Annotated in this window: 24 protein-coding genes; 21 read left to right on the forward strand and 3 right to left on the reverse strand. The window is 66.6% G+C overall.

Features of this window, described 5'->3' with window-relative positions; all coding sequences use genetic code 11:
• The first annotated feature begins 19 nt into the window (after positions 1-19).
• The 6 genes from prfB to VGK32_21215 all read left to right on the forward strand — a co-directional run bounded on the left by prfB (position 20) and on the right by VGK32_21215 (position 5688).
• Positions 20-1160 (forward strand): peptide chain release factor 2 gene (gene prfB, locus VGK32_21190; protein HEY3384282.1). Its coding sequence is split into 2 segments (ribosomal slippage): positions 20-97 and positions 99-1160, totalling 1140 coding nucleotides; the frame shifts between segments, so codons are not numbered across the junction.
• A gap of 75 nt (positions 1161-1235) precedes the next feature.
• Positions 1236-1685: an Rrf2 family transcriptional regulator gene (locus VGK32_21195; GenBank protein HEY3384283.1), complete on the forward strand. Its 450-nt coding sequence runs from the start codon at positions 1236-1238 to the stop codon at positions 1683-1685.
• A gap of 132 nt (positions 1686-1817) precedes the next feature.
• The gene (locus VGK32_21200; GenBank protein ID HEY3384284.1) at positions 1818-2801 is read left to right on the forward strand and encodes a sulfate ABC transporter substrate-binding protein; all 984 of its coding nucleotides are present in this window, start codon (positions 1818-1820) and stop codon (positions 2799-2801) included.
• A gap of 114 nt (positions 2802-2915) precedes the next feature.
• Positions 2916-3740, forward strand: coding sequence for a sulfate ABC transporter permease subunit CysT (cysT, locus tag VGK32_21205; protein ID HEY3384285.1), 825 nt, complete (start codon positions 2916-2918; stop codon positions 3738-3740).
• The gene (gene cysW, locus VGK32_21210) at positions 3737-4558 is read left to right on the forward strand and encodes a sulfate ABC transporter permease subunit CysW (GenBank protein HEY3384286.1); all 822 of its coding nucleotides are present in this window, start codon (positions 3737-3739) and stop codon (positions 4556-4558) included. Before cysT ends, cysW begins: the two co-directional genes overlap by 4 nt.
• Positions 4559-4635: 77 nt before the next feature.
• Entirely contained in the window at positions 4636-5688 is a 1053-nt protein-coding gene (locus VGK32_21215) for a sulfate ABC transporter ATP-binding protein (protein ID HEY3384287.1), read from the forward strand.
• Here VGK32_21215 and VGK32_21220 read toward each other — a convergent pair.
• On the reverse strand, positions 5678-8020 hold the full coding sequence (locus VGK32_21220; protein ID HEY3384288.1) for a PBP1A family penicillin-binding protein: 2343 nt from the start codon (positions 8018-8020) through the stop codon (positions 5678-5680). The genes VGK32_21215 and VGK32_21220 overlap by 11 nt on opposite strands.
• A 244-nt stretch (positions 8021-8264) precedes the next feature.
• Between VGK32_21220 and dnaK the strand changes: the two genes are divergently transcribed.
• The 9 genes from dnaK to VGK32_21265 all read left to right on the forward strand — a co-directional run bounded on the left by dnaK (position 8265) and on the right by VGK32_21265 (position 17706).
• Positions 8265-10205, forward strand: coding sequence for a molecular chaperone DnaK (gene dnaK / locus VGK32_21225; protein ID HEY3384289.1), 1941 nt, complete (start codon positions 8265-8267; stop codon positions 10203-10205).
• 36 nt (positions 10206-10241) lie between these two features.
• Positions 10242-11393: a J domain-containing protein gene (locus VGK32_21230; GenBank protein HEY3384290.1), complete on the forward strand. Its 1152-nt coding sequence runs from the start codon at positions 10242-10244 to the stop codon at positions 11391-11393.
• On the forward strand, positions 11371-11856 hold the full coding sequence (locus VGK32_21235) for a helix-turn-helix transcriptional regulator (protein HEY3384291.1): 486 nt from the start codon (positions 11371-11373) through the stop codon (positions 11854-11856). The genes VGK32_21230 and VGK32_21235 overlap by 23 nt, the downstream gene beginning before the upstream one ends.
• 7 nt (positions 11857-11863) lie before the next feature.
• A complete protein-coding gene (locus VGK32_21240) occupies positions 11864-12724 on the forward strand; it encodes an RNA polymerase sigma factor RpoD/SigA (protein HEY3384292.1) in 861 nt (286 codons plus the stop codon).
• Positions 12725-12883: 159 nt separating this feature from the next.
• Positions 12884-13639, forward strand: coding sequence for an ATP-binding protein (locus tag VGK32_21245; protein ID HEY3384293.1), 756 nt, complete (start codon positions 12884-12886; stop codon positions 13637-13639).
• A gap of 7 nt (positions 13640-13646) precedes the next feature.
• Entirely contained in the window at positions 13647-14792 is a 1146-nt protein-coding gene (gene hemW, locus VGK32_21250; protein HEY3384294.1) for a radical SAM family heme chaperone HemW, read from the forward strand.
• Between the two features lie 38 nt (positions 14793-14830).
• Entirely contained in the window at positions 14831-15343 is a 513-nt protein-coding gene (locus VGK32_21255; GenBank protein ID HEY3384295.1) for a hypothetical protein, read from the forward strand.
• Positions 15344-15584: 241 nt separating this feature from the next.
• On the forward strand, positions 15585-16391 hold the full coding sequence (locus VGK32_21260; protein HEY3384296.1) for a response regulator: 807 nt from the start codon (positions 15585-15587) through the stop codon (positions 16389-16391).
• A 31-nt stretch (positions 16392-16422) separates the two neighbouring features.
• Positions 16423-17706 (forward strand): response regulator, encoded by a 1284-nt coding sequence (locus VGK32_21265; protein HEY3384297.1) that lies wholly within the window; start codon positions 16423-16425, stop codon positions 17704-17706.
• A 14-nt stretch (positions 17707-17720) separates the two neighbouring features.
• On the opposite strand, the gene VGK32_21270 is transcribed toward VGK32_21265, so the two are convergent.
• On the reverse strand, positions 17721-18212 hold the full coding sequence (locus tag VGK32_21270) for a hypothetical protein (GenBank protein ID HEY3384298.1): 492 nt from the start codon (positions 18210-18212) through the stop codon (positions 17721-17723).
• A gap of 86 nt (positions 18213-18298) precedes the next feature.
• Between VGK32_21270 and VGK32_21275 the strand changes: the two genes are divergently transcribed.
• The 6 genes from VGK32_21275 (at position 18299) to VGK32_21300 (ending at position 23972) form a co-directional block, all read left to right on the forward strand.
• Positions 18299-18961, forward strand: coding sequence for a hypothetical protein (locus tag VGK32_21275; GenBank protein ID HEY3384299.1), 663 nt, complete (start codon positions 18299-18301; stop codon positions 18959-18961).
• A gap of 95 nt (positions 18962-19056) precedes the next feature.
• A complete protein-coding gene (locus VGK32_21280; protein ID HEY3384300.1) occupies positions 19057-20073 on the forward strand; it encodes a fatty acid desaturase in 1017 nt (338 codons plus the stop codon).
• 34 nt (positions 20074-20107) lie between these two features.
• Positions 20108-20893, forward strand: a complete 786-nt coding sequence (locus tag VGK32_21285) for a hypothetical protein (GenBank protein ID HEY3384301.1) — start codon at positions 20108-20110, stop codon at positions 20891-20893.
• Between the two features lie 53 nt (positions 20894-20946).
• Positions 20947-22092, forward strand: a complete 1146-nt coding sequence (locus tag VGK32_21290; protein HEY3384302.1) for an acyl-CoA dehydrogenase family protein — start codon at positions 20947-20949, stop codon at positions 22090-22092.
• Between the two features lie 87 nt (positions 22093-22179).
• Positions 22180-23040: an S-methyl-5'-thioadenosine phosphorylase gene (gene mtnP, locus VGK32_21295; GenBank protein HEY3384303.1), complete on the forward strand. Its 861-nt coding sequence runs from the start codon at positions 22180-22182 to the stop codon at positions 23038-23040.
• Positions 23037-23972 (forward strand): carbohydrate kinase family protein, encoded by a 936-nt coding sequence (locus VGK32_21300; protein HEY3384304.1) that lies wholly within the window; start codon positions 23037-23039, stop codon positions 23970-23972. The genes mtnP and VGK32_21300 overlap by 4 nt, the downstream gene beginning before the upstream one ends.
• Here VGK32_21300 and VGK32_21305 read toward each other — a convergent pair.
• Positions 23939-25157 (reverse strand): hypothetical protein (locus VGK32_21305; GenBank protein HEY3384305.1); only part of this gene is annotated, 1219 nt, incomplete at its 5' end. The two genes, VGK32_21300 and VGK32_21305, sit on opposite strands and share 34 nt — an antisense overlap.

The following is a 25157-nucleotide window of genomic DNA, read 5'->3' on the forward strand; positions in this document are numbered from 1 at the left end:
TTCTGACCGGAGGCACCACATGGCCATCGCGCTCGAAGAACTCGTCCGCAAGTACCAGGATCTCGCCAAGCGCTCGTCCGAGCTGCGGAGCTATCTTTGACCGCTCGGCACCGCGCGACGAGCTGACCCGCCTCGAGACGGATATTTCCCGGCCCGACTTCTGGAACAATCAGGCCGACGCGCAGAAGATCCTGCAGCGCCGCCGCCGCCTCGAGCAGGAGATCGAGATCATCGAAGCGCTCAGGAAGCGGCAGGAGGACCTGTCGGTGCTCGTGGAATGGGCCGAGCAGGGCGAGGATGTCAGCCGGGAGCTGAGTGAAGGGCTCGACGCGCTGACCGCTGATGTCGAGGCCGCGGAGACCAAGAAGCTCCTGGGCGGTGAGCACGACCAGAAGAACGCGATCGTCACGATCCATCCGGGGGCCGGCGGGACCGAGTCCCAGGACTGGGCCGAGATGCTGCTGCGGATGTACCTCCGATGGGTCGAGCGCCGCGGGTTCCACCGCGAGATCATGGACTACCAGCCGGGGGACGAAGCGGGGATCAAGAGCGCGACATTGACGATCGCCGGCGACTACGCCTTCGGGCTGATGGCGGCCGAAGCGGGTGTCCATCGACTGGTGCGGATCTCGCCGTTCGACCAGGCCGCTCGGCGCCACACATCGTTCGCTTCGGTCTACGTCTGGCCCGAGTTGCCGGACGATGTGGAGGTGGAGATCGACGAGAAGGACCTGCGTATCGACACGTACCGATCGAGCGGGCACGGCGGCCAGCACATCAACGTGACCGATTCGGCCATCCGCATCACGCACTTGCCGTCGGGGATCGTGGTCACGTGCCAGAACGAGCGGTCGCAGGGACGGAACCGGGATTCGGCGATGAAGGTGCTGCGCTCCCGGCTGTACGACCTGAAGATGAAGGAGCAGCAGGCGAAGCTGGACCACCTCGGCGGCGAGAAGCGGGACATTGCCTTCGGGAGCCAGATCCGCAGCTACGTCCTCCACCCGTACCAGATGATCAAGGATCACCGGACGAAAGAGGAGGTCGGGGACGTCAACCGGGTGCTGGACGGCGACATCGACGCGTTCATCAAGGCCTACCTGAAGCAGAAGGCGGCGGGGACGCTCGGGCAGGCGGGCGTCGAGGGTGAGGCCGAGTAGGCCGATGTCCCGGCTGTTGTGTGCCCTCTGTTGTGCCCTCTTGCCTATTGTCTATCAACAAGCTAGACTATTGCCGTGCTGACCCGGAAGTCGAAGTACGGCCTGAAGGCGTTGCTGCTCCTGGCGCGTGAGTACGCGCGGGGGCCGATCCTGGCGTCGGAGCTGGCCGGGCGGGAGGGGATTCCGGAGAAGTTCCTGCAGATGATCCTGCTCGACCTGAAGCGCCGCGGGATCGTGAAGAGCAAGCGCGGGCACGGCGGCGGCTACCAGCTCGCGCGGGATCCGCAGACGATCCACTTCGGCGAGGTCCTGCGGGTGCTCGACGGTCCGTTGGCACTCACGCCGTGCGTGAGCCAGACGGCCTACCAGCGCTGTGAGGAGTGCGCGGACGAGCGGCGCTGCGGGATCCGGCTCGTGATGAAGGACGTCCGGGACCGAACGGCGCGGATCCTGGAAGGGGCGACGCTGGCGGGCGTCAACGCGGAAGTGGACCGGAGCGTCCGGCGCCGGCGTCCCAGGAGATAGGCGGGAGTTCTGCGGGTCCTGGGGCGGGGCGAGAGACTGCCCGGCCCGACGACCGGGCGTCTCCAATTATCAAGTCAATCGATAGAGAATAGGGAAAGTGAGATGCGGCGTCCTCCACGACCCTCTCTCGGCATGTGGCTCGCGTCCGTCCTGGCGGGCCTCGGACTCGCGGGATCCGCTGCCGCACAAACCACGTTGCTCAACGTGTCGTACGACCCGACCCGCGAGTTCTACCAGGACATCAATGCCGCGTTCGCCAAGGTCTGGCAGGCCACGGGCGGCGGCGTGCTGACCGTCAACCAGTCGCACGGCGGGTCCGGCAAGCAGGCCCGGTCGGTCATCGACGGTCTCGAGGCCGACGTGGTCACGCTCGCGCTCGCCTACGACATCGACGCCATCCAGCAACAGGGTCTCATCGCGCCCGGCTGGCAGAAGCGGCTGGCGTCCAACAGCACACCCTATACCTCCACGATTGTGTTCCTCGTCCGCAAGGGGAATCCGAGGAACATCCGCGACTGGGACGACCTCGTGAAACCGGGCATCGCCGTCATCATGCCGAACCCGAAGACCTCCGGTGGGGCCCGCTGGAACTACCTGGCCGCGTGGGGATTCGCGCGCACCCGTCCGGGGGGCGACGAGAACAAGGCTCGTGACTTCGTCGGACGTCTCGTGCGGAATGTCCCGGTGCTCGATTCCGGCGCCCGCGGGGCGACCACCACGTTCGTGCAGCGGGGAATCGGCGATGTGCTCGTCACCTGGGAGAACGAGGCGCTGCTGGCCGTCGAGAAGATCGGCAAGGGCCAGGTGTCGGTCGTCGTGCCCTCGGTGTCCATCCTGACCGAGCCTCCCGTGGCCGTCGTCGACCGTGTGGCCGATCGGCGAGGCACGCGCCGCGCCGCCCAGGCGTACCTCGAGTTCCTCTACACCCCGCAGGCCCAGGAGATTGCGGCGCGCCATCACTTCCGCCCGCGGAATGCCGATGTCCTCGCGCGGTACCGGGCGACGTTCCCCACCGTGAAGATGCTGACCATCGACGCGGACTTCGGGGGCTGGGCACGCGCACAGAAGACCCATTTCGACGACGGGGGGACGTTTGATGCGATTTACCGGAGGTAGCAGGTGCTGGAGGTGCTGAGGGTGCTGGAGGTGCTGCAGGTGCGGTGCTGGAGGTGCTGAGGGTGCTGGAGGTGCTGCAGGTGCGGTGCTGGGGGTGCTGAAGGTGCGAAAGTCATGAGTCGGCGTCGGGTGATGCCGGGGTTCGGCCTGTCGCTCGGGTTCACGCTGTTCTATGTCTGCCTGCTCGTGCTGATTCCCCTGAGCGGTGTCGTGCTGAAGGCGCGGGGCCTGACCTGGGCGCAGTTTGTCGCGGCCGTGACGAGCGAGCGGGCGATAGCCGCATGCACGCTCTCGGTGGGGGCCGCGTTCGCGGCGGCGGTCGTGAACGCCGGTTTCGGCCTGCTCGTCGCCTGGGTGCTGGTGCGCTACACGTTCCCGGGACGACGGCTCGTCGATGCCTGTGTGGACCTGCCCTTCGCCCTGCCGACCTCGGTGGCGGGCATCGCGTTGACGGCGGTGTACGCCCCGACCGGATGGCTCGGGCAGCGCCTGGCTCCGCTCGGTATCCAGGTGGCGTTCACCCGGCTGGGGGTGATGGTGGCGCTCACCTTCATCGGCCTGCCGTTCGTGGTCCGTGCCGTGCAGCCGGTGCTCGAGGACCTGGATCCCGAACTCGAAGAGGCGGCCTGCAGCCTGGGCGCGAGCCGCTGGCAGACGTTCCGGCGTGTGCTGCTGCCGGCGCTGCTGCCGGCGCTGCTCACCGGCTTCACGCTCGCGTTCGCGCGGGCGCTCGGCGAATACGGCTCCGTGGTGTTCATCTCGGGAAACATCCCGATGCGCACCGAGGTGGTGACGCTGCTGATCGTCGCACGGCTCGAGCAGTTCGACTACGCCGGCGCGACGGCGATCGCGTCGATGATGCTGGGGCTGTCGTTTCTCGTGCTCCTCGCCATCAACCTCTTGCAGGCCTGGAGCCGCCGGCGGGGTGCCCTCGCATGAAGGCGGCGACGGGACGTCCGACCGAGCCGGCGGTGGTCCGCTGGGGATTGACCGCCATCGCGCTGTCGTTCCTGATGTGCTTCCTGTTCGTGCCGCTTGCCGCCGTCTTCGCGCAGGCGTTTTCGGAGGGGCTCCGCGCGTATTGGGCCGCGATCGTCGAGCCCACGGCCCTCGCCGCCCTCCGGCTGACGGCGATCACCGCGCTCGTCGCCGTCCCGGTCAATACGCTGTTCGGTCTCGCGGCCGCCTGGGCCATCGCGCGGTTCGAGTTCCCGGGCCGCGGCGTGCTCATCACGCTCATCGACCTGCCCTTCGCGGTCTCGCCCGTGGTCTCGGGATTGATCTTCGTGCTGATGTTCGGTCTGCACGGCCTGTTCGGGCCATGGCTGGTCGCCCACGGCATCCGGATCATCTTCGCGGTGCCCGGCATCCTCCTGGCGACGCTCTTCGTGACCGTGCCGTTCGTCGCGCGCGAACTGATCCCCGTGATGCAGGAACAAGGCTCCGAGGAAGAGCAGGCGGCGCTCGCGCTCGGGGCGAGCGGCTGGCAGATGTTCTGGCGCGTGACCCTGCCCAACATCCGCTGGGCACTCCTCTACGGGGTCGTCCTGCTGAACGCCCGGGCGATCGGCGAGTTCGGCGCCGTGTCGATCGTGTCGGGGCACATCCGCGGTCAGACGAACACCGCCCCGCTGCACGTGGAGATTCTGTACAACGAGTACAACTTCGCGGCGGCGTTCTCGGTGGCCTCCGTGCTGGCGTTGATGGCCTTGGTCACGCTGGTCGCGAAGAGCATCATTGGACGGAGAAGGACATAGGGAACGAGCAGTGGTGCCGGACCGCGGGCAGAGACGCCCGCGGCCACTCGATGGCGAAACAGCAGGGAGCGGGAGCAGTGAGCATCGAAGTGCGGGGCGTGACCAAGCGGTTTGGGTCATTCGTGGCGGTCGAACAGGTCGACCTCTGCATCGAGACCGGCGAACTCGTCGCGTTGCTCGGGCCGTCCGGGTCGGGGAAGACAACCCTCCTGCGGGTCATTGCAGGCCTGGAGATTCCCGACTGCGGAACGATCCTGTTCGACGGCAAGAACTCGACCGATCGCCGCATCGCGGATCGCCGTGTCGGGTTCGTCTTCCAGCACTACGCGCTGTTCCGTCACATGACCGTCTTCGAGAACATTGCGTTCGGCCTGCGGGTTCGGCCGCGCGCACGCCGCCCTGGGCGCAGCGAAATCCAGGACCGCGTCCATCGGTTGCTGGAACTCGTGCAGCTTGGCGCGATGGCCGACCGTCTTCCGGCGCAGTTGTCCGGAGGACAGCGCCAGCGAGTTGCCCTGGCCCGTGCCCTGGCGGTCGAACCCCAGGTGTTGCTGCTCGACGAACCCTTCGGCGCGCTCGATGCCAAGGTGCGCAAGGAACTGCGCCGGTGGCTCCGCCGACTGCACGACGAACTGCACGTCACCAGCATCTTCGTGACGCACGACCAGGAGGAGGCACTCGAGGCGGCAGACCGCGTCGTGGTGATGAACCAGGGACGCATCGAGCAGGTCGGGACGCCGCCGGACGTCTACGCCCATCCCGCCAGCCCGTTCGTCTACGATTTCCTCGGCGACGTGAACCTGTTCCGGGGGCGCGTCGAGAAGGGCAAGGCCTACATCGGGTCGCTCGAACTCGAGGCACCCAGCCAGGCGCACGAGGCGCGCATCGCCACGCTCTACATCCGGCCGCACCAGCTGGAGATCGATCTCGATGGTCACGGCGAGCGGCAGTTCCGTGCGCGGGTCGCGCACGTGAATCCGGCGGGGCCACTGGTGAAAGTCGATCTCGTCGCGGAGTGGGGCGACCCGGTGCGGGTCGAACTCTCACAGGAACGTTATGTGGCGTTGGCGCTGCAGCCTGGAGCCGACGTGTTCGTCCGGCCGAAGGACATGAGCCTCTTCACTGCCTGAGGCCGCCGGGCTGCGTTCCGGCAATGAACGCTTCGCTGATCCCGCCCGGCGAATCGCCGGCCAGGGGCTGGCCGGTCGCGCGATCCACGTTGACGAAGACGATGTTGCCAGGCGCCTCGAACGTGGGTGGATTCTGCCGGTCGCACCGCTTGTCGATGTAGTCCTTCATGAAGTCCATCCAGACGGGCAACGCCGCCATGGCGCCCGTCTCGGCCGGTCCCAGCGGCTTCTTGTCGTCGTAGCCCACCCAGACGCCCACGGTGAGGTTCGGATCGAATCCCGTGAACCACGCGTCGGTGAAATCGTTGGTCGTGCCCGTCTTGCCGCCGAGCGGCCAGGCCAGTGCCGCCGCCGCCGCGCCGGTCCCGCGCTGGACGACGCCCCGCATGAGGCTCGTCATCACATACGCCGTGTCCGCACGGATCGCCTCACGCGGTTGCGGGCGATTCTCCTCGAGCAGGTTCCCCTCGCGATCGACGATCTTGAGAATCTGATAGGGCTTCATCAGGACGCCCTGGTTGGGGAAGACCGAGTACGCCGCCGTCGTCTCCAGCAGGCTCGCCTCCGCCGCGCCGAGGGCGAGCGAGAGATACGGTTCCATCGGCCCCTGGAATCCGAACCGCCGGGCGTATTCGATGACGTGCTTCGGCCCGATCTGCTCCATGGTTCGCACGGCCGGGACGTTGCGTGACTGCTCGAGCGCCCGTCGCAACGGGATGGCGCCCTCGTACTTGCCGTCGTAGTCGCGGGGCGAGTACGGCGGCTGGCCCGGACCGGCGGAGTAGCTCACCGGCGTGTCGTAGAGAATCGTGGTCGGCGTGAATCCCCGGTCGATTGCCGCCGTGTAGACAATCGGCTTGAATCCAGATCCCATCTGTCGGTACGCCTGCGTCGCGCGATTGAACTTGCTGCGGCTGAAGCTCAGGCCGCCGACCATCGCCCTGATCTGTCCGGTCCTGTTGTCGATCGCGAGCACCGCTCCATCCACGACCGGCGTCTGTTCCAGCGAGACGGACAGCGCGGCGGTCGCGTCGTCGATCTTCGTGATGCGCACCTCGATCAGGTCGCCAGGCGTGAACAAGTCGATGGCGGACGTGCGGCCGGTCCACGCCAGGCCCTCCTTGCCCAGATCGGCGACGTATCGACCGACTCGGACACGAACCGCACCGAACGGCACGGGCCGGCTGGCGAGCGGGACGACTGCCCCCCCGGGCCTTGCGGCCGGCCCGACCTTCTTCGCCGCCCCCGTCCCGACGGATACGACGACGGCGGGAACGACCTGGTCCACGGCGAAGGGCCGATCCCAGCGGTCGTCGCGATACTGCTCGACCGTCCGCCCTTCGTGCAGCAGGTTCCGCCGGGCTTTGCGCACGCCGCGCCGCTTGTCGAGCTTGCGCAGGCCGTTGTCGAGCGCCCGGTTGGCAGCGATTTGCAGATCGACATCGAGCGACGTGTAGACGGCGAGACCGTTTTCGTAGAGCTGCTTGGCGCCGTATCTCCGCTCGAGGTGCTTTCGGACCTCCTCGACGAAGAAGGGGGCGATTGATTCCTCCTGCGCCGGCTGCCCCCGCAGTTCGATCGGCTTCCGCTCTGCCGCGGCCGCCGCGGCCGTTGTGAGATAGCCCTCTTCCGCCATCCGATCGAGCACGTAGTTGCGGCGGCGCAGCGCCCGGCGCATGTCCACGAACGGGCTCTGCCGCTCGGGCGTCTGGATGATGCCCGCGATGAGCGCCGCCTCCTCGACCGTCAGGTCCTTCGATCGCCTGTTGAAGTAGAGCCGCGCCGCCGCCTCCACGCCATAGGCGCCGTGACCGAAGTAGATCTGGTTGCAGTAGAGGGTGAAGATCTCCGGTTTCGTGTACCGCCTCTCGATCTGAATCGCGAGGAGCGCCTCCTTGATCTTGCGCTCCCACGTCTTCTCGTCGGTGAGGAACAACTTGCGCGCCAGTTGCTGGGTCAGGGTGCTCGCACCGGCCAGACGGCGCTTGAAGACGTCCTCGGCGGCCGTGATCACGATGCGTGAGACGCTGATGCCGAAGTGACGGTCGAAATCGGCGTCCTCGGCCGAGATGATGGCCTGGCGCAGCCGTGGCGAGATGTCCTCGTATTTCACGACGACGCGCCGCTCGGTGGCAAACTCGCCGATGACCTGCCCGTTCGAGGCGTAAACCCGCGTGATGGTGTTGGGCGCGTAGTCGTCCAGCGCTGAGATGCGCGGGAGGTCTCCCGCATAGGCGAACAGCACGCCGGTGACGCTCCCGAGCACGGCCGCCAGCACGAACAACGCCACCAGGCCGGCGTGACGGGCAACGCGAATGACAACGTGGGCCACAGGGGCATTCTACAAGGAGTCAGGAGCCAGGGGCCAGGTGTCAGTGGACAGCACTGAGAGGTGAGAGTCGAGAACCGAGAATTGGAAACCGAGAAATGACAAGCGGGGAGTGGGATGTGAGAACCACGACGCGAGCGGGCTTGATTGACAATCAGACGCTCATATTTCATAATGGCAACAGCCTAAGGGCTCTAGTGAGCCTGTCTGTTCTGCGGCGTCGTGAATGCTGCTGAGGTAGAGGGATATGAGCAAAATCATTGGAATCGACTTGGGGACGACCAATTCGGTTGTGGCCGTCATGGAAGGTGGTGAGCCGACGGTCATCACCAATCCCGAAGGCGGGCGGCTGACGCCGTCGGTTGTGGCGTTCACGAAGACGGGCGAGCGGCCGGTCGGACAGGTTGCCAAGCGCCAGGCCGTGACCAACTCGGAAAACACCATCTTCTCGATCAAGCGGTTCATGGGACGCCGCTACAACGAGGTCACCGAGGAGATGACGATGATCCCCTACAAGGTGGCGCCGGGTCCGAACGGCGACGTGCGCGTCAAGGCGCTCGGCAAGGACTACTCGCCGCCGGAAATCTCCGCCATGATCCTCCAGAAGCTCAAGCAGGCAGCCGAGCAGCACCTCGGTCAGCCGGTCACCGAGGCGGTCATCACCGTCCCGGCGTACTTCAACGATGCCCAGCGCCAGGCCACCAAGGATGCCGGGCAGATCGCCGGCCTCGAGGTGAAACGAATCGTCAACGAGCCGACAGCGGCGGCGCTGGCGTACGGCCTCGACAAGAAGAAGGACGAGACGATTGCCGTCTACGATTTCGGCGGCGGCACGTTCGACATCTCGATCCTCGAAGTCGGCGAGGGCGTCGTCGAAGTGAAGGCGACCAACGGCGACACGCATCTCGGGGGTGACAACCTCGATCAGCGGATCATCGATTGGATCATCAGCGAGTTCAAGAAGAGCGACGGGATTGATCTCGGCAAGGACCGCATGGCGCTCCAGCGCCTCAGAGAGGCCGCCGAGAAGGCGAAGATGGAGCTGTCCACGGTGACCGAGACCGACATCAACCTGCCGTTCATCACGGCCGATCAGGCGGGCCCGAAGCACCTCACGCTCAAGCTGAGCCGTTCGAAGTTCGAGCAGTTGGTCGAAGACCTCATTCAGCGGACGGTCGGGCCGACCAAGCGGGCGTTGGCCGACGCGAGCATCGACCTGTCGAAGATCGACGAGGTCGTGCTGGTGGGCGGGTCCACGCGCATCCCGCGGGTGCAGCAGGTGGTTCGCGAGCTGTTCGGCAAGGAGCCGCACAGGGGTGTCAACCCGGACGAGGTCGTGGCCGTCGGCGCGGCGGTGCAGGCGGGCGTCCTGGCCGGGGAAGTGAAGGACCTGCTGCTGCTCGACGTCACTCCGCTGTCGCTCGGCATCGAGACGCTCGGTGGCGTGATGACGACGCTGATTCCGCGCAACACGACGATTCCGACGCGTAAGAGCGAGGTGTTCTCGACGGCCGCCGACAACCAGACGCAGGTCGAGGTTCATGTGCTGCAGGGCGAACGGCAGTTCGCTCGCGACAACCGCACGCTGGGCCGTTTCAATCTGGTCGGCCTGCCACCGGCGCCGCGGGGCCTGCCGCAGATCGAGGTGACCTTCGATCTCGACGCCAACGGCATCGTCAACGTCTCGGCGAAGGACAAGGGCACCGGGAAGGAACAGCGGATCACGATCACCGCCTCCAGCGGGCTGAGCAAGGACGATGTGGATCGGATGATGAGGGAGGCGGAATCACACGCCGAGGAAGACAAGAAGCGGCGCGAGGCCACCGACACGCGCAATCAGGCGGACGGGTTGATCTACCAGATCGAAAAGACGCTCAACGAGAATCGCGAGAAGATCCCGGTTGGCGATATCAGCCGGATCGAGGCAGCCATCCAGACGCTGAAGAAGGTCGCCGAAGGGGAAGACCTCGACGCGATCCGCAAGGCAATGGACGATCTGCAGAAGGCCTCGCACGCGATGGCCGAGGCACTCTACAAACAGGCACAACCGGGAACCGCCGGCGGTGGCGAGCCGGGCAGCGGCGGCGGGCCGGGCAGCGGCAACGGGCCGACGCCGGGTGCCTCCGCGAGTGGCGGCGCGACGGGCGATGTCATCGACGCCGAAGTGGTGGACGACGAGAAGAAGTAGACCGCATCCAGGCAGGCCGGGCCCGCCCGGTACATCATGGCGATGGACCTGTATCAGATTCTCGGGGTGGCGCGTGGCGCCCACGTCTCCGACATCCGCCGGGCGTACCGGCGCCTGGCGCGGAGATATCATCCGGGCGTCAATCCAGGTGACCGCGAGGCGCAGGCCCGCTACGGTCAGATTTCGCTCGCTTTCGAGACGTTGAACGACCCGGAGCGTCGTCGGGCGTATGATGCCGGCGCCGAGGCTGGTCCGGCGGCGGGTGAGACCTTTTCCTTCGGCTTCGAGGGGTTCGATTTCTCGGTCGCCGTGCCCTCGGAGCACCAGGCGTCCACCTTCGGTGATCTGTTTGCCGGCGTGCTGGCCCGCGCGGCCGGGGGCTCGACTGGCAGTGGAACGCCCGAGGCGGGTGCTGATCTGCACGTGGCCGCGACGGTGTCGTTCGGCGAGGCGCTGCGCGGCACGGACTGCTACGTGCCCATGACGCGCCACGTCCCGTGTCGGACGTGCACGGGAACCGGGGCGCTGGGCGTGGACCCGATGGTCTGCAGCGTGTGCCAGGGGCGGGGGCAGGTGCGTTCGGCACGCGGACACATGGTGTTCGTCAAACGCTGCGACACGTGCCAGGGGCGCGGGCAATTGTCCCAGGTCGTGTGCCGTACGTGTCACGGCCAGGGCGTCGAGGCCAGGGCCGAATCGGGTCCGGTTCGGCTGCCTGCGGGGTTGTCGGACGGTGACCAGGTGCGGCTCGCGGCGCTGGGACACTGCGGGCGCCAGGGCGGACGGCCCGGCGACCTCGTGATCACTGTTCACGTCACGCCGCACCCGCTGTTCCGCCGCGAGGGCAACGACCTGCACGTTGTCGTGCCCGTGGCGGTGCACGAGGCGGCGCTCGGGGCGAAGATCGAGATCCCGACGGTGGACGGTTCGGTGCGGCTGCGAGTCCCGCCCGGGACGCCGTCGGGACAACGCTTGCGAGTCAGAGCGCGCGGCGCGCCTTCGATCAGGACAGGTGGGCGCGGAGACCTGATTGTCGAGATTCGCGTCGTGTTGCCGCCACTGCTCGACGAACGGTCGAAGGAGTTGCTCCGGGAGTTCGGACAGATCAACGGTGAGAACGTGCGGCAGGGCCTGTGGGATTCGGTTAACGAGCGGGTGAGTGCCAATGGTGACCAAGAGGGCCGGTAAGGCCTATTACATGATCAGCGCCGTGGCGCAGAAGTTCAATATCCACCCGCAGACCCTCCGATTGTACGAGCGCGAGGGGCTCCTGAAGCCTTCGCGCACCGAGGGAAACACGCGCCTCTATTCCGACGAGGATCTCGAGCAGCTCGAGACCATCCTGTCGCTCACACGGGATCTCGGTGTGAACCTGGCGGGCGTCGAGATCATCCTCAACATGCGGCGAAAGATCGAGCGGATGCAGCACGAGGTCAACGAGTTCATGGAGTACGTCAAGCACGAACTCGCGCGGGGCCTCGATGACTGGGAGCAGCGGCTGAACACCGCCCTGGTGAAGTCGTCGCCGACCGACCTCGTCAGGGCGTCGGCGCCAGCGCCCCGCCCCGTGCCGGCCGGCGCTGCGTCGAGGCCGGGTGGCGCGGTTCCGGCCGCGGTTGCGGCGGCCGACGGGCGTCCCCGCGGAGTATGATGAACTGGTGAGCCCGCCACGCGACGACACCTCCGAGGCCGTCACGCTTCAAGCGTATCTCCAGGAGATCGCCAAGATCCCCCGCCTGAGCCCGGAAGAGGAACGCGAACTGGCTGTTCGGATTACACGCAGCCAGGACGAAGAGGCGCTGAAGCGACTGGTCGAGACCAACCTCCGATTCGTCGTCTCCTACGCGAAGCGGTACCGCGGGCTGGGCGTGTCGTTCCTCGACCTGATCCACGAAGGGAATCTGGGCCTGCTCGAGGCCGCCAGGCGATTCGACGCCGAGCGGCACGTCAAGTTCATCACGTACGCCGTCTGGTGGATCCGGCAGGCGATCATGCACGCGCTGTCGGATCAGCGCCGCGTCTTCGCGTTGCCCACGAAGCTGTCGGCCGTGGCCAGCCGCTACGGCCGCGAAGTAGCCGACCTCACCGCCCGGCTCGACCACGTCCCGTCCTCGGAGGAAATCGCCGAGGACCTGGACATCTCGGCGGCCGAAGCCGAGGCGCTGCAGTACGTGTCGGGCACGGACGTCTCGCTCAGCGATCCGGTCACTCACGACGAGGAGGATGGCCGGGAGCTTGGTGAGACGCTGCCGCAGACGAGCGTGCCCGCGGCCGAGGTGGAACTGCTCCACGAAGCGCTGCTGTCGCAGCTCAAGGCCGCGCTGTCCGAGTTGGCGCCGAAGGAGCGCGCGGTGATGGAGCTCCGATTCGGTCTGGATGGATCGGATCCGAAGACGCTGCAGGAGATCGGCGACCGCCTCGGCTTGTCTCGCGAGCGGGTTCGGCAGATCGAATCCCGCGCGAAGGAGAAGCTGCGGCGTGGCCGCCGATCCGACGAACTCCGCTCGCATCTGAACTGAGGCGCGCCATGCGCGGCCCAGAATCCTGATCCCCTCGTCGCGTCTCTCTGTCACAATACACGGACGATGCCCTGCGCGATCTGTGACGATACGCGATGGACGGTGGTCGAGCGCGATGGCGTGCGTCGTGCGGTCCGGTGCCAATGCTGGCGGGAGTCGATGACGACGCGCTTGATGAACGACGCGCGGATCCCACGCCGGTATCAGCACTGCTCGCTCGACAATTTCGTCGTCTACCCCAACGAGAAGCTCCAGAAGGCCGTGGCCCACGCCCGCCGGTTCGCCGAGGCCTTTCCGGTGGCGGCCAAGGGACTGTTCCTGATAGGCCCGCCTGGAATCGGCAAGAGCCACCTCGCCGTGGCCGTGCTGAAGCAGGTGATTGCCACGCGCGGCGCTCGCGGCATCTTCTACGACGTTCGCGAGCTGCTCAAGCTGATTCGCAGCACCTACAACCCCGTGGTCCGCACGACCGAGATCGAAGTTCTGCGTCCGGTGATGGAGGCGGAACTCCTCGTGCTCGACGACATCGGAGCCGAGAAGACGTCGGAGTGGGTGGAGGAGACGATGAATCTCATCGTCAACACCCGGTACAACGAGCGGCGCCTGACGATCTTCACGTCGAACTACGGGCAGGAGCAAGACCGCGAAGACCCGGATTCGCTCTTCGTTCGTGTCGGCTTCAGGATGCACTCCCGCCTGCACGAGATGTGTGAGTTCGTCGACTTCATGGGGGCCGACTACCGGCAGCTTCCGCCCAACGGCGGCCCCGAAGATCTCCTCACCTTGTGGAAACTGCAGGAGCGGCCTTCCGGCCCGTCCCGGCGATCCGCAAGCCCCGTCCGTGCCCAGCTGCGCAAGTCGGACCCGAAGGCCGACGTCGCGTGGCCCGGGGGGAAGGCGGGGAGCGGGCACTGAACTGTCGATGCCTCCCCTCGGTCTCTACCTCCACGTTCCGTTCTGCGCGTCGATTTGCCATTACTGCGACTTCAATCGCGGGCTGCTCGATCCGGACCTGAAACGCCGCTATGTGTCGGCGATGCTTCGTGAGATCCACGACGCGGCGGCATCGCGCGACGTGGACACGATGTACTTCGGCGGGGGCACGCCCTCGCTGCTCGATCCTCCCGAGATCGCGGCGCTTGTGGGCGCGTGCCGTGAGGCTTTCCGAGTGGACGCGCTCGCCGAAGTGACGCTCGAAGCCAACCCGGATACGGTGACCATCGACCGGCTGGCCGCATACCGCGCGGCCGGTGTGAACCGCCTCAGCTTGGGAGTCCAGTCCTTCCTCGACGTGGAGCTGCAGCGTCTGGGGCGCCGCCACGACGCGGCGCGCGCCCGCGCCGCGGTGACCGAAGCGCGGCAGGCCGGATTCGACAACGTCAGCCTCGACCTCATGATCGGGCTGCCGTCACAGACGTTCGGCGATCTCGACGCGTCGCTGGCCGAGCTGATCGCTCGGGCGCCGGAGCACGCGTCGATCTATCTCCTCGAACTCTATCCGAACGCACCGCTCAACGAGGCGATAGCCCGCGCCGGCTGGACGCCGGTTCCGGCGGACGACGCGGCGGACATGTACCTGCACGCGATGGGCCGGCTCGACGCGGCCGGGTATCGTCAATACGAAATATCGAACGTGGCAAAGCCTGGCCGCGAGTCGCGCCACAACGTCAAATACTGGAGCGATGAGGAGTGGCTCGGCTTCGGTCCGGGTGCCCACTCGACAACGGACCACGTGCGATGGAACAATGTGTCGTCCACGACCGAGTACATCCGACGTCTCGACGAGGGCCGCTCCCCGGTAGCCGGTCGGCGCATACTCACACCCCGTGAACAGCTCGAAGAAGCGTTGTTCATGGAAATCCGATTGGCGGATGGCGTGCAACTGGAGCGTGTCCGGCAAAGGTACGGAGTGGACGTGTGGCGAGAGTGGGGCGCGCGGCTGGCGCCGTTCGCCGAATCCGGCCTGCTGGAGCACGATCACGTGCGGCTCCGGCTGACCCGGCAGGGGATGCTGCTGGCCAACGAGATAATGAGCACTTTTCTCGAAGCCGGCAGTACGGTAAAGTAACCGCCTTTCCGAGCGTAAGTCGTCCAAGGAGGCCTTGCATGCGACTGACCTGGTTCCGGCTCGTTTCGACGTCCCTCGTTCTTGCGGCAGCGTTTGTGCTCGGCTCAGCCAGCCTGACGTTCGCACAGGCCGCCCAGACTCCCCAGCAGCCGGCCGCTGCGGCCCAGCCGCCAGCTGCAGAAAAGAAGACGCTCGAGTTCAAGAACGACGCCGGCTTGATCATCCTTTACATCAAGGCTGACAAGACGGCCGATTTCGAGGACTTGATGAACAAGTACAAGGAGGCGCTCGGCAAAGTCGACGCTCCCGAGGCGAAGCAGCAGGCGGCCAGCCTGAAGCTGTTCAAGGTGCCGAACGTGCAGGGCGGGATTGCCGTCTACGTGCTGTTCGCCGACCCCGCGGTCAAGAACGCCGAGTACTGGTTCCTGCCGACGATGTACAAGGTGTTCCCGGCCGAGGCGCAGGCGCTGTTCCAGAAGTGGAGTGACGCCAAGGCCGCGACGCCGCCGCCGTCGATCTTCGACCTCCAGCAGGTCCTGAAGCTCCAGTAACGCCGCCCGGGTGCCAACCCGGTTGGTTCGCGGTTCCAGGTCGCGCATGCGCGTAACCTTCTCGTCGCCGGGGAGACGGGTTCCATCCGTCTCCCCGTTTCTTTTATCCCCGCCAGACGCGTTCTGACGTCTAACTGTCCTAAATTCAACCTATTCCGGGCGATGCCGATTCCTCGGACTGGAGGTGTCCGGGATTGCTGTCTCCCCGGACCCGAGCGTCGTGGCTTCGACCGGAGCGCTTATGAGAGTGCTGATTGCCGACGATGATCGCCTCACCCGGATGCTGCTCGGCCGGATCCTGGCGACGGAACTGGGATGTACCGTCACCGATGCCGCCGACGGCGTGGAAGCGCTGAACGCCCTGTCCAGCGGTCAGTTCGACCTCCTGGTTCTCGACCTTCAGATGCCCGTGATGGACGGTTTCGAGACCCTGCGCGCCATCAGGGCGTCGGCCGATTTCCGCGCAACCCCGGTCATCGTGCTGACGGCCGATCGCAGCGAGGAGACCGTCCGGCTGGTCGCCGGCTTCCACGTGCTCGACTACCTCACCAAGCCGCTGAACAGCGAGCGCCTGCTGGATCGATTCGGCCGCGTCCTGAAATCGCTCGGCGCGGCGCCGGTGGCACCGGGGCCCGCGGCGCCAGTGAACCGCCCGCTGATTGACCCGTGCGCCACCATGCTCATCGTGGATGGCCATGCGGAGTTCCGCGCGATGTTCGTCGAGACGATCGGTCGCAGCCGGACCGTGATGGAGGCCGAGAGCGGCGTGCGGGGCTTGCGTGACATCGTCGAGCATCAGCCGGGGGCGGTGTTCATCGGAACCGATCTCGGGGTACTGAACGAAACGCTGCTGGTGCGGAAGCTCCGTTCGTTGCCGGCAGTCAAGGGTGTTCGGCTCGTCGCGATCGTGTCGGGCCCGGAGGCACGCGCAGAGTGCGGAGATCTCTACGACGCCTCCATTTCGCGGACGTTGCTCCCCAACGTGCTCGAGGAGGAGCTCGAGTCCCTGAGTCGTGTGGGGATGTCAGCGGGCGCGGCGGCTGCATAGGGCGGCGGGTGGACCGGGTGATGAGCTCCCTATGAACGTTCTTGTCGTCGACGACGACCGGACGACGCGGTTTCTCCTGAAACGCGCGTTGACCAAGCGCTTTGGATGTGTCGTCACCGAGGCGGGTGACGGCAACGAAGCGCTCGACGCCCTTGCGCGCGGCCGCTTCCACTTGGCGATTCTCGACGTTCAGATGCCCATCGCCGACGGCCTGCAGTGCTTGCGCACGCTTCGCGAAACTCCCGAGTACTCCGCGCTGCCGGTCGTCATGCTGACCGGCGAGCGCGACGAAGGCGTAATCCGGGAAATCCTCGAACTCGGCGTCCTCGAGTACATGACCAAGCCGCTGAACATGCCGCGGCTGGCCGAACGCATCCGGCGGGTGTTGCGGTGCATCGGCTCGGACCGGGAGGAGCCGCCGATTGACGGCGACCTGTTGTCACGCGCGCTCCTCGACGCCACCTCGCCGGTGCTGATCGTGGACGGGCGCACCGCTTTCCGAACCTTCTTCGTGGAGACGGTCGGTGTGCGCCGCCCGGTCATCCAGGCGGAGACCGGCCTGCGGGGGCTGCGCGACTGCGTCTTCGCGAAACCGGCGGCCGTCTTCGTCGGCTCCGACCTCGGCGTGCTGAACGAGCGCCTGCTCGTGAAGAAGATCCGCACGTCGACGGCCCTGCGTCATCTGCCGATCATCGCGCTGGCCGAGAACGAGGAGGATGCCGACGCGCGGCTGGTCCTCTACGATGGCACGATCATCCGGACGATGGTGCCCGACGTGCTGCTGAAGCAGATCGTGGATCTGTCGCGAAACAGCAGCGGGCCGCTGAGCAGTGCGACGGGACTGCACCCAGGGCTTCGCGCCACGTTGATTCTGATTGCCGAGCAGGTCCTCGGCTCGATGCTCTCGACCGACGTGCTGCTGCGGGACGTGCCAGGTCCGACAGCCGTCGAGCGAGTCGTCGCGACGGCCCACGGCTCGTGGTCGGGCCGTCCGGGCGTCTCGCTGGCCCTTGCCTACGACCTGGCGACCGGTCGCCGCGTAGCGGGGAACCTCTTCGGCATCGACGCACGGATGGTGCGTGACGAAACCGTGGACTCCGCGGCGCAGGAGGCGATCGCGATGATCAGCGCCCGGTTGCAGGCCACATTCGTGGGAAGCGGCCTGGCCGTCGAGTTCGGTGAGGCCACGACATCGCGCACCGTGTTGACGCTCCCCGCCGAGATCGTCGCGCGAGACATCAACATGTACTTCCAGTCAGCCGCCGCCGACCTCGAGTTCTGGCTGATGCTGAAGCCATCCGCCTCGGACAACTAGCCGCCCGCCATCCCTCAGAACTTGATGTTCGCTCCGACGTAGAAGCGGTGGACGACATCGGCGGCAATTGGCGACCCGGCCAGCCTGATCAGCCGGTAATCGAACCGCAGGCGCAGGGGTCCGACGAGCTTCCACTTCACACCCCCGCCGAAGTTCACGCCGACATGCGTCTCGGACAACGATCCCAGCTCTTCGGTGTACACGCCGCCACCGGCCGTCGCGTAGAACTGCGCGCCGGCAATCGGGATCGGCGTCTGGACGAGGCCGTTCACCATGCCCGTCCGGAGGCGCGGGGCACCACTCTCGACGTCTTCGACGATCTCGCTGTACTCGAATTCGACCCCGACGATGATGAGACCGACGCCGAGCGCCAGTCCGCGGGCACCGCGGACCGACGGGCCGCCAGCCAGGCCGAGAAACCCGGTGATATCGGCCCGGGCCGGCGCGGCGGCGGCCAGCATCCCCGTCACCAACATCGCCACTCCGAGACTCCGGCGCATGCGCATGCGGTTCCTCCAAGGCAATGATACTATCGACGGCGACGAACAGCAGCGTCCGACGCCGAGGTCCGGGTGCACAGCAGGAGGACGTCATGGCAGAACGAGTGGGGACGCGGATGGTCTTGGCCGCGGCCCTGGTGATGGCGGCAACGGGCTTTCTCGCGGCGGACACCATGGTGCTGCGGGACGGCCGACGGATCAGTGGTGAATTGGTAGGCATCCGCAACGGCACCGTGGAGTTTCAGGAATGGCGCGGACGAGAGAGCCGCCTGCTTCGCATTCCACGCGAGGAGGTGCGGCGGGTCGAGTTCGACGACAACGATCGGCCGGATGACAGTCGCGAGTTTCGCCCGCCGGACAGCCGGCCCGACGTGCGGTCCGACGGCCGTCCGTCCGGCATGCGTGAACGCGAGGTGACGGTGTCGGCGGACGTTGCGTTTGTTGACACCGGGATCGAGGTCCGCTCCGGGCAGGTCGTCCACTTCGACGCCCGCGGAACGGTATGGTGGGGGCCGAACCGGAAGGATGGTCCCGAGGGTGAGCACAACTCGCCGTACAACGAGAACCGTCCGATACCGAATCGACCGGCTGCGGCGCTGATCGGCAAGATCGGCGCCGGGAACGGTGATCTGTTCTTCATCGGCGACGAGAAGGGGCCGATGCGCATGCGCGCGTCCGGCCGCCTGTTCCTCGGCATCAACGACGACTTCCTGAAGGACAACCGCGGCAATTTCCGCGTGACGGTCCTGTACTGATTTTCTGCGCAATCCCGCCGCCCCGGTGGGGTCCGTCGAGCATGATATAGTGGAAAACGGGCGACACACACTGGGGCGGAAGGCGGGTTGCCGGCGTGAAGGCACACTACTACAGCCAGCATGCGGCGTCGGTCCGCGCTGACCTGGGCGAGGCGCTTTCTCGCCCGGTGGTGCGCGAGCTCCATCGCAAGTCGCCGTCTCGCCATCTGCTCGTGGCGGTCCGCCAGTTCCTCCTGCTCGGAATCACCGCCTGGGGCCTCATTCGTTTCGCGACACCGGTCGTCTGGGTGCCGCTCGCTCTCTTGCAGGGCTTCACGGTATTCAACTTCACGGTACTGCTCCACGAGGTCGTCCATCACGCGGTGTTCGTTCGGCGCCGGCAGGGCGCTGAGCGGATTCTGGGGTTTCTGTACGCCATTCCGAGCGGCATTTCCGCCAGCCAGTTCACCCGCTGGCACCTCGATCATCACGCCGAGTTGGGCTCCGCCGAGGACGACCCGAAACGCCATCATCTGTCACCGAAGATCAACGCGCGCTGGTACAAGTTGCTGTATTGCACACCGGCGTTGTTCCCGATCTACTTCCGAGCGGCCCGCCGGGAGACGGCCACCTATCCGGCCGACCTCCAACACCGAATCGCGTGGGAGCGCCGTCTGTCGACTGCCGCCCATCTCTGCGTTCTCGGTCTCATCTGGTGGCTGGCCGGCGGTGCGGCCGCGCTCCGCGCCTACGTCGTGCCCGTCTTCTTCGTGTTTCCAGCGGCGTTCACGCTGAACCGGCTCGGTCAGCACTACGACATCGACCCGGAGGATCCGGCGAAGTGGACGACCCTCGTGCGTGGCCAGTGGTTCTGGGACTGGCTCTTCCTGAATTCGAACTACCATCTGGAGCATCACTATTTCCCGGGCGTGCCGTTCTATCGCCTGCCGGCGCTCCAGCAGGCGCTGCGGCCGTTCTACGAGCGGCGCGGCCTGGTGTGGCGGAGTTACGGGGGCCTGGTCTACGGCTGGCTGGTTGAAAACCGTGCGCCGCACACGCGATGGAGAACCGAGCCCGAGGAGGCCCGGGGGCAGAAGCCTGGCGCGGCGTCGGTTGGGCTGCGAAGGGGATGAGCCGTCCGGTCATTGGCGGGAGAAGGGAGCACTGATGTTCTGGATCTTGTGCCTCGCGGTTCTCATGTCCCCGCAAACCGCCGCATCGGCGGCGATCGACGTATCCACACTCACCATTGGCGCCCCGCACATCGTCGCCGAGATCGACACTGGGAAACTGAAAGGGGAGATCCGGCAATTGGCGTGGTCGCCCGACGCGACGGCCATCTACCTGCAGACCGTCGATGGTGACTGGCCGAACGAGCGCCAGCATCACTACACCATCCCGGTCACGGGGGGCGGCGTCACGACGCTCGAGGCGCAACCGGAGTGGGCGGTCGCGTACTGGCGGGCGAAGCAGGATCGAGTGGCGCCAGGGTTGCCCGCGCTGGTCATCGACATCGAGCAGAAGCAGGAAGTGGTGAAGGGCGGTGTGGGCGGCGGCGCCGGGTCGGGCATGCTGGATCGGGAATCGAGCCCCGAGAAAGTCGTCGCCAGCGGCAGTCCCCGCGCCGACAGCATGGCCAGCGGCAACATGGGCAACGACAAGGCGAAGGTCGTCCGGTTGATGCTGCTCGGTGAGGAAGTTGCGGTCTGGGCCAACGAGCGGGTGGTGCCGGGCGCGCGCTTCGGTTGGGGACCGGCCGGCAGCGGCGCACTGGTGCGTGTCGGCGAGGGCGGCCGGCTCGTCTTCCTGGATCGGCAGAAGCACTCGGTTCCGATCATCGAGGTCAAGGACGCGTCGTGGCCCGCCTGGTCGTCGCAGGGGAGCCAGGTGGCGTACCTGCAGAAGGTGTCGCGGAAGAGGTTCGTGCTCATGTGCGTGCCCGTGACGCGCTGAGCGGGGTCCGGGGCCGGGCGCGATTCGGTGTGCCCCCAACGGCGATGGTGTCTATGGACTTCACAACGACCGAGCAGCAGGAGTTGCTGCGACGGACCGTGCGCGAGTTCGCGGAGGTCGAGATCCGTCCGCACGTCCTCGAGTGGGACGAAGCGCAGCACTTCCCGGCCGAACTCGTGCCGAAGCTCGCGGCGCTCGGTTTGATGGGCATCCAGATTCCAGAGGAGTACGGCGGCGCGGGCATGTCGGCCGTCGAGTACTGCATCTGCATCGAGGAACTGGCCCGCGTGGACCCGTCGGTTGCCCTGACGGTGGCGGCACACAACGGGCTCTGCACCGCCCACATCTTCATGTTCGGCAGCGAGGAACAGAAGCGGCGGTACGTGGTGCCGCTCGCCCGCGGGGAGCAGATCGGGGCGTGGGGACTCACCGAACCGACGGCCGGTAGCGATGCTGGAGCCACGCAGACGCGCGCCGTCCGCCTGGAGGGCGCGTGGGTTCTCAACGGCACGAAGACCTTCACCACGCACGGCCGCGTCGGCCACGTCATGGTGGCGATGGCTGTCACCGAGCGGACCCGCGGCCACCACGGCATCTCGGCCTTCATCGTGGAGCGTGGGACACCAGGCATGTCGCCGGGACGCAAGGAGAACAAGCTCGGCATGCGGGCGAGCGACACGAGCGAGGTCGTGTTCGAGGACTGCCGCGTGGCGGAGGCCCAGATGGTCGGGCGGCTGGACGACGGGTTCGTCAACGCGCTGCAGGTGCTCGATGCAGGCCGCATCGGCATCGCGGCCCTCGCCGTCGGCCTCGCGCAGGGGGCACACGAGGCCGCCATTCGGTACGCAAAGGAGCGCCATCAGTTCGGCAAACCGATCGCCTCGTTCCAGGCGATCCAGTGGAAGCTGGCGGACGATGCGACGGCCATCGATGCCGCCCGCCTGCTGACCTACCGCGCTGCATCCCTGAAGGACCGGGGTGCGGCGAGAACGACCCGGGAATCGTCGATGGCCAAGCTCTTCGCGAGCGAGATGGCTGTCCGTGTGGCGGACAACGGAGTGCAGATCCACGGTGGCTACGGCTTCGTGAAGGACTACCCGGCCGAGAAGTACTTCCGCGACGTGAAGCTGACGACGATCGGCGAGGGTACGAGCGAGATCCAGCGGCTCGTGATCGCGAGGGAAGTCCTCGGCGAATGAACGGCCTCGATGCGCCGTTCCTGCGCTCAGCTGCTATAATCCCGTGTTCTTCGTCCCGACGTTCGTTTCCCTGATTCGAGGAGCAGTATGTCTGCGGAGATTGGGATCATCGGCGGCAGCGGCTTGTACGACATGGCGGAACTGACCGACCGCGAGGAAGTCGCCATCGCCACGCCGTTCGGTGACCCATCGGGCCCGTACGTGCTCGCCACGCTGCGCGGTCGCCGTGTGGCATTCCTCGCGCGGCACGGCGCCGGACACCGGCTCATGCCGTCCGAGCTGAATTTCCGCGCGAACATCTACGGCTTCAAGACGCTCGGCGTCGAACGCATCCTGTCAGCGAGCGCCGTCGGCAGCCTGCACGAGGACTTTCCGCCGCTCGACATCGTGATCCCGGACCAGTTCTTCGATCGAACCAAGGGGCGGGTGAGCACGTTCTTCGGCCGCGGCCTGGTGGCGCACGTCGCCTTCGCGCATCCCGTCTGCCACGACCTCTGCGGTGTGGCCTGCGACGCGGCGACGAGCGTCGGGGCCCGCGTGCACCTGGGCGGCACCTACGTCTGCATGGAAGGGCCGCAGTTCTCGACCCTGGCCGAGTCGAAGCTCTATCGGTCCTGGGGCATGGCCGTGATCGGCATGACGAACCTGCAGGAGGCGAAGCTCGCGCGCGAAGCTGAGATCTGTTACGCGACGCTGGCCCTCGTCACCGACTACGACTGCTGGCACCCGCAGCACGACTCGGTGACGGTCGAGATGATCATCGCGAACCTGCTGCAGAACGCGAAGACGGCGCAGGCCATTATCGCCGAAACCGTGGGCAGGCTGCCCGCGCATCGCACGTGCACCTGCGGGAGCGCGTTGGCTGCCGCCATCATCACCAGCCCGGACGCGATCCCGGCCCAGACCAAGCTCGACCTGCTGCCGATCGTGGGGAAGTACCTCAGATGAAGATCATCGTGACCGGTTCGATCGCCTACGACTACCTCATGTCGTTCCCGGGCAGCTTCAGCGAGCACCTGCTGCCAGAGCACCTGCAGCGCGTGAGTCTGAGCTTCCTCGTGGACAGCATGGACAAGCGGCGTGGTGGCTGTGCCCCGAACATCGCGTACACGCTCGCGCTGTTGGGGGAACGGCCCCACCTGATGGCCACCGCGGGCCAGGATTTCGATGAGTACCGGCGCTGGCTCGACGCGGCCGGGATTGATACGACGCTGGTCAAGCAGATCCCCGAGAAGTTCACCGCATCGTTTTTCTGCAGCACCGACCGCGAGGGGAACCAGATCGCCTCGTTCTACACGGGAGCCATGGCCCACGCAGCCGAATTGTCGTTCCACGCGGTCGGCCCCTGTCAGCTCGCGATCATCTCGCCGAACGATCCCGGTGCGATGGTGCAGTACGCCGACGAGTGCCGCACGCTCGGCATTCCGTACATGTTCGACCCCAGCCAGCAGGTCGCGCGGATGGGTGGCGACGACCTGAAGCGGGGCGTCGTTGGGGCCCGCTTCGTCATCTGCAACGACTACGAGTTCGAGATCATCCGCGAGAAGACGGGCATGGGCGAGCGCGACATGCTCGAACACGCCGAGGCCGTCATCGTGACCAAGGGCGAGAAGGGCGCGTCCATCGTGCTGCGCGATCGGACCATCTCGATTCCGGCCGTACCGCCGACACAAATCGTGGACCCAACCGGCGTCGGCGACGCGTTCCGCGGCGGGTTCATGAAGGGACTGGCCAGGGGCGCCGACTACGAGACGTGCGGACGCCTGGGCAGCGTTGCCGCGACGTACGTGCTCGAACACATGGGCGGGTCGAGCCACACCTACACCTGGGACGAGTTCAAGGCACGCTACGAAGAGCAGTTCGGTCCGCTTTCCCTGTAGCCGGTTTTCGACGGTGCTCCGCTGGCAATGACCGCCGCGGCGGCCAGGTAGACGACGGCCCCCGTCGCCAGCGTCACCGAGAATCCCCAGTTCATGGCCACGAAGACGGCGAGTGTCGCTCCCACGACCGACAGTGCGCCGTTCATCGCCCACGCCCACGGCAGCAGGTTGGGTCGGGCGCGTACCAGCAGGCGAACTCCGGCTGGCAACGGAATGCCCATGAGCAGGCCTGCCGGCAGGAGCAGGCCCACCGCCAGCGCCATGCGGGCGGCAAGGCTCGCGCTGATCCCGGCGCGAATGACGGGCGGCAGCACGACGATGGCCACGATGGCGAGGAAGGCGATGGCGACGAGCGCCAGCCGCAGACGTGGCCGGATGTTCCCGTCGCCGATGCGTCTGCTGAGGAAGCTCCCGATCCCGGTTCCCAGCAACAACGAGAAGAGCGTGACCGTGAGCGAGTAGACCGGGTGCCCGAGGAGCAGAACGAAACGCTGCAAGAGCGCCACCTCCACCAGCATGAACCCGGCGCCAAGAAGACCGAAGTACGTGAGCCACCGTGGCCAGCCGCTGCCGAGCAGTTCGCGTCCGCTGACGGCCAGTGGCCCCAGGATGAAGAGCAGGACGAGCCCGCCCGAGATGGCCATCAGCGTCATCAACGCGCTCAGGCCGTTCCCGAAGAGCATCGTCCGGCCGAACGCGACCGACGTCTGATCCTTGACCTTCGTCGTGTGGAAGAAGAAGGGACGATCGTCCGTTGTCGGCGTGATGTCGCGGGGATAGCTCGCGTAGAAGGCCCGCCGGTCCGGTGCCTGGATGAGCTGCGCGTACACGTTCGGAGCGCCCTGCACAACCTTCCAGGGTCCGCTCCCGGCTGGCGCCAGCAACGCTGGGGCGGGTAATCCTGGGGCATAGAGGATGTCGAAGCCGAGCCGCTCGCAGGTCGCCCGCAGGTGCTCCACCTCTTCGGCGGTGAACGGCATCTTCTTGAGGATGAACGTGGCCACGTTCTCCTGCCGCACGATCGCCAACCGATCGGCCCACGTCCAGCCCCGGCGCGCGCACGCTTCCTGAGCGAGCGAGACGAGGCGGACGCCGTCGAGCACCCACCGCGTGATGGTCAGCAGGCCGCGGTCCGAGAGATGGTCGAGGTAATCGTCGAACGCCTCGACCGTGTAGAGCGAGTTC

The sequence above is a fragment of the Vicinamibacterales bacterium genome (genome assembly GCA_036504215.1).
In the GTDB taxonomy this organism is placed as follows: Bacteria; Acidobacteriota; Vicinamibacteria; order Vicinamibacterales; family Fen-181; genus FEN-299.

What these genes read in the sequence shown, in the direction of transcription:
- VGK32_21200 (HEY3384284.1), top strand. Translation starts at nt 1,818, where the DNA reads ATGTGGCTCGCGTCCGTCCTGGCGGGCCTCGGACTCGCGGGATCCGCT.
- cysT (HEY3384285.1), top strand. Translation starts at nt 2,916, where the DNA reads ATGAGTCGGCGTCGGGTGATGCCGGGGTTCGGCCTGTCGCTCGGGTTC.
- cysW (HEY3384286.1), top strand. Translation starts at nt 3,737, where the DNA reads ATGAAGGCGGCGACGGGACGTCCGACCGAGCCGGCGGTGGTCCGCTGG.
- dnaK (HEY3384289.1), top strand. Translation starts at nt 8,265, where the DNA reads ATGAGCAAAATCATTGGAATCGACTTGGGGACGACCAATTCGGTTGTG.
- VGK32_21230 (HEY3384290.1), top strand. Translation starts at nt 10,242, where the DNA reads ATGGCGATGGACCTGTATCAGATTCTCGGGGTGGCGCGTGGCGCCCAC.
- VGK32_21235 (HEY3384291.1), top strand. Translation starts at nt 11,371, where the DNA reads ATGGTGACCAAGAGGGCCGGTAAGGCCTATTACATGATCAGCGCCGTG.
- VGK32_21245 (HEY3384293.1), top strand. Translation starts at nt 12,884, where the DNA reads ATGACGACGCGCTTGATGAACGACGCGCGGATCCCACGCCGGTATCAG.
- hemW (HEY3384294.1), top strand. Translation starts at nt 13,647, where the DNA reads ATGCCTCCCCTCGGTCTCTACCTCCACGTTCCGTTCTGCGCGTCGATT.
- VGK32_21255 (HEY3384295.1), top strand. Translation starts at nt 14,831, where the DNA reads ATGCGACTGACCTGGTTCCGGCTCGTTTCGACGTCCCTCGTTCTTGCG.
- VGK32_21260 (HEY3384296.1), top strand. Translation starts at nt 15,585, where the DNA reads ATGAGAGTGCTGATTGCCGACGATGATCGCCTCACCCGGATGCTGCTC.
- VGK32_21265 (HEY3384297.1), top strand. Translation starts at nt 16,423, where the DNA reads ATGAACGTTCTTGTCGTCGACGACGACCGGACGACGCGGTTTCTCCTG.
- VGK32_21270 (HEY3384298.1), bottom strand. Translation starts at nt 18,212, where the DNA reads ATGCGCATGCGCCGGAGTCTCGGAGTGGCGATGTTGGTGACGGGGATG.
- VGK32_21275 (HEY3384299.1), top strand. Translation starts at nt 18,299, where the DNA reads ATGGCAGAACGAGTGGGGACGCGGATGGTCTTGGCCGCGGCCCTGGTG.
- VGK32_21285 (HEY3384301.1), top strand. Translation starts at nt 20,108, where the DNA reads ATGTTCTGGATCTTGTGCCTCGCGGTTCTCATGTCCCCGCAAACCGCC.
- VGK32_21290 (HEY3384302.1), top strand. Translation starts at nt 20,947, where the DNA reads ATGGACTTCACAACGACCGAGCAGCAGGAGTTGCTGCGACGGACCGTG.
- mtnP (HEY3384303.1), top strand. Translation starts at nt 22,180, where the DNA reads ATGTCTGCGGAGATTGGGATCATCGGCGGCAGCGGCTTGTACGACATG.
- VGK32_21300 (HEY3384304.1), top strand. Translation starts at nt 23,037, where the DNA reads ATGAAGATCATCGTGACCGGTTCGATCGCCTACGACTACCTCATGTCG.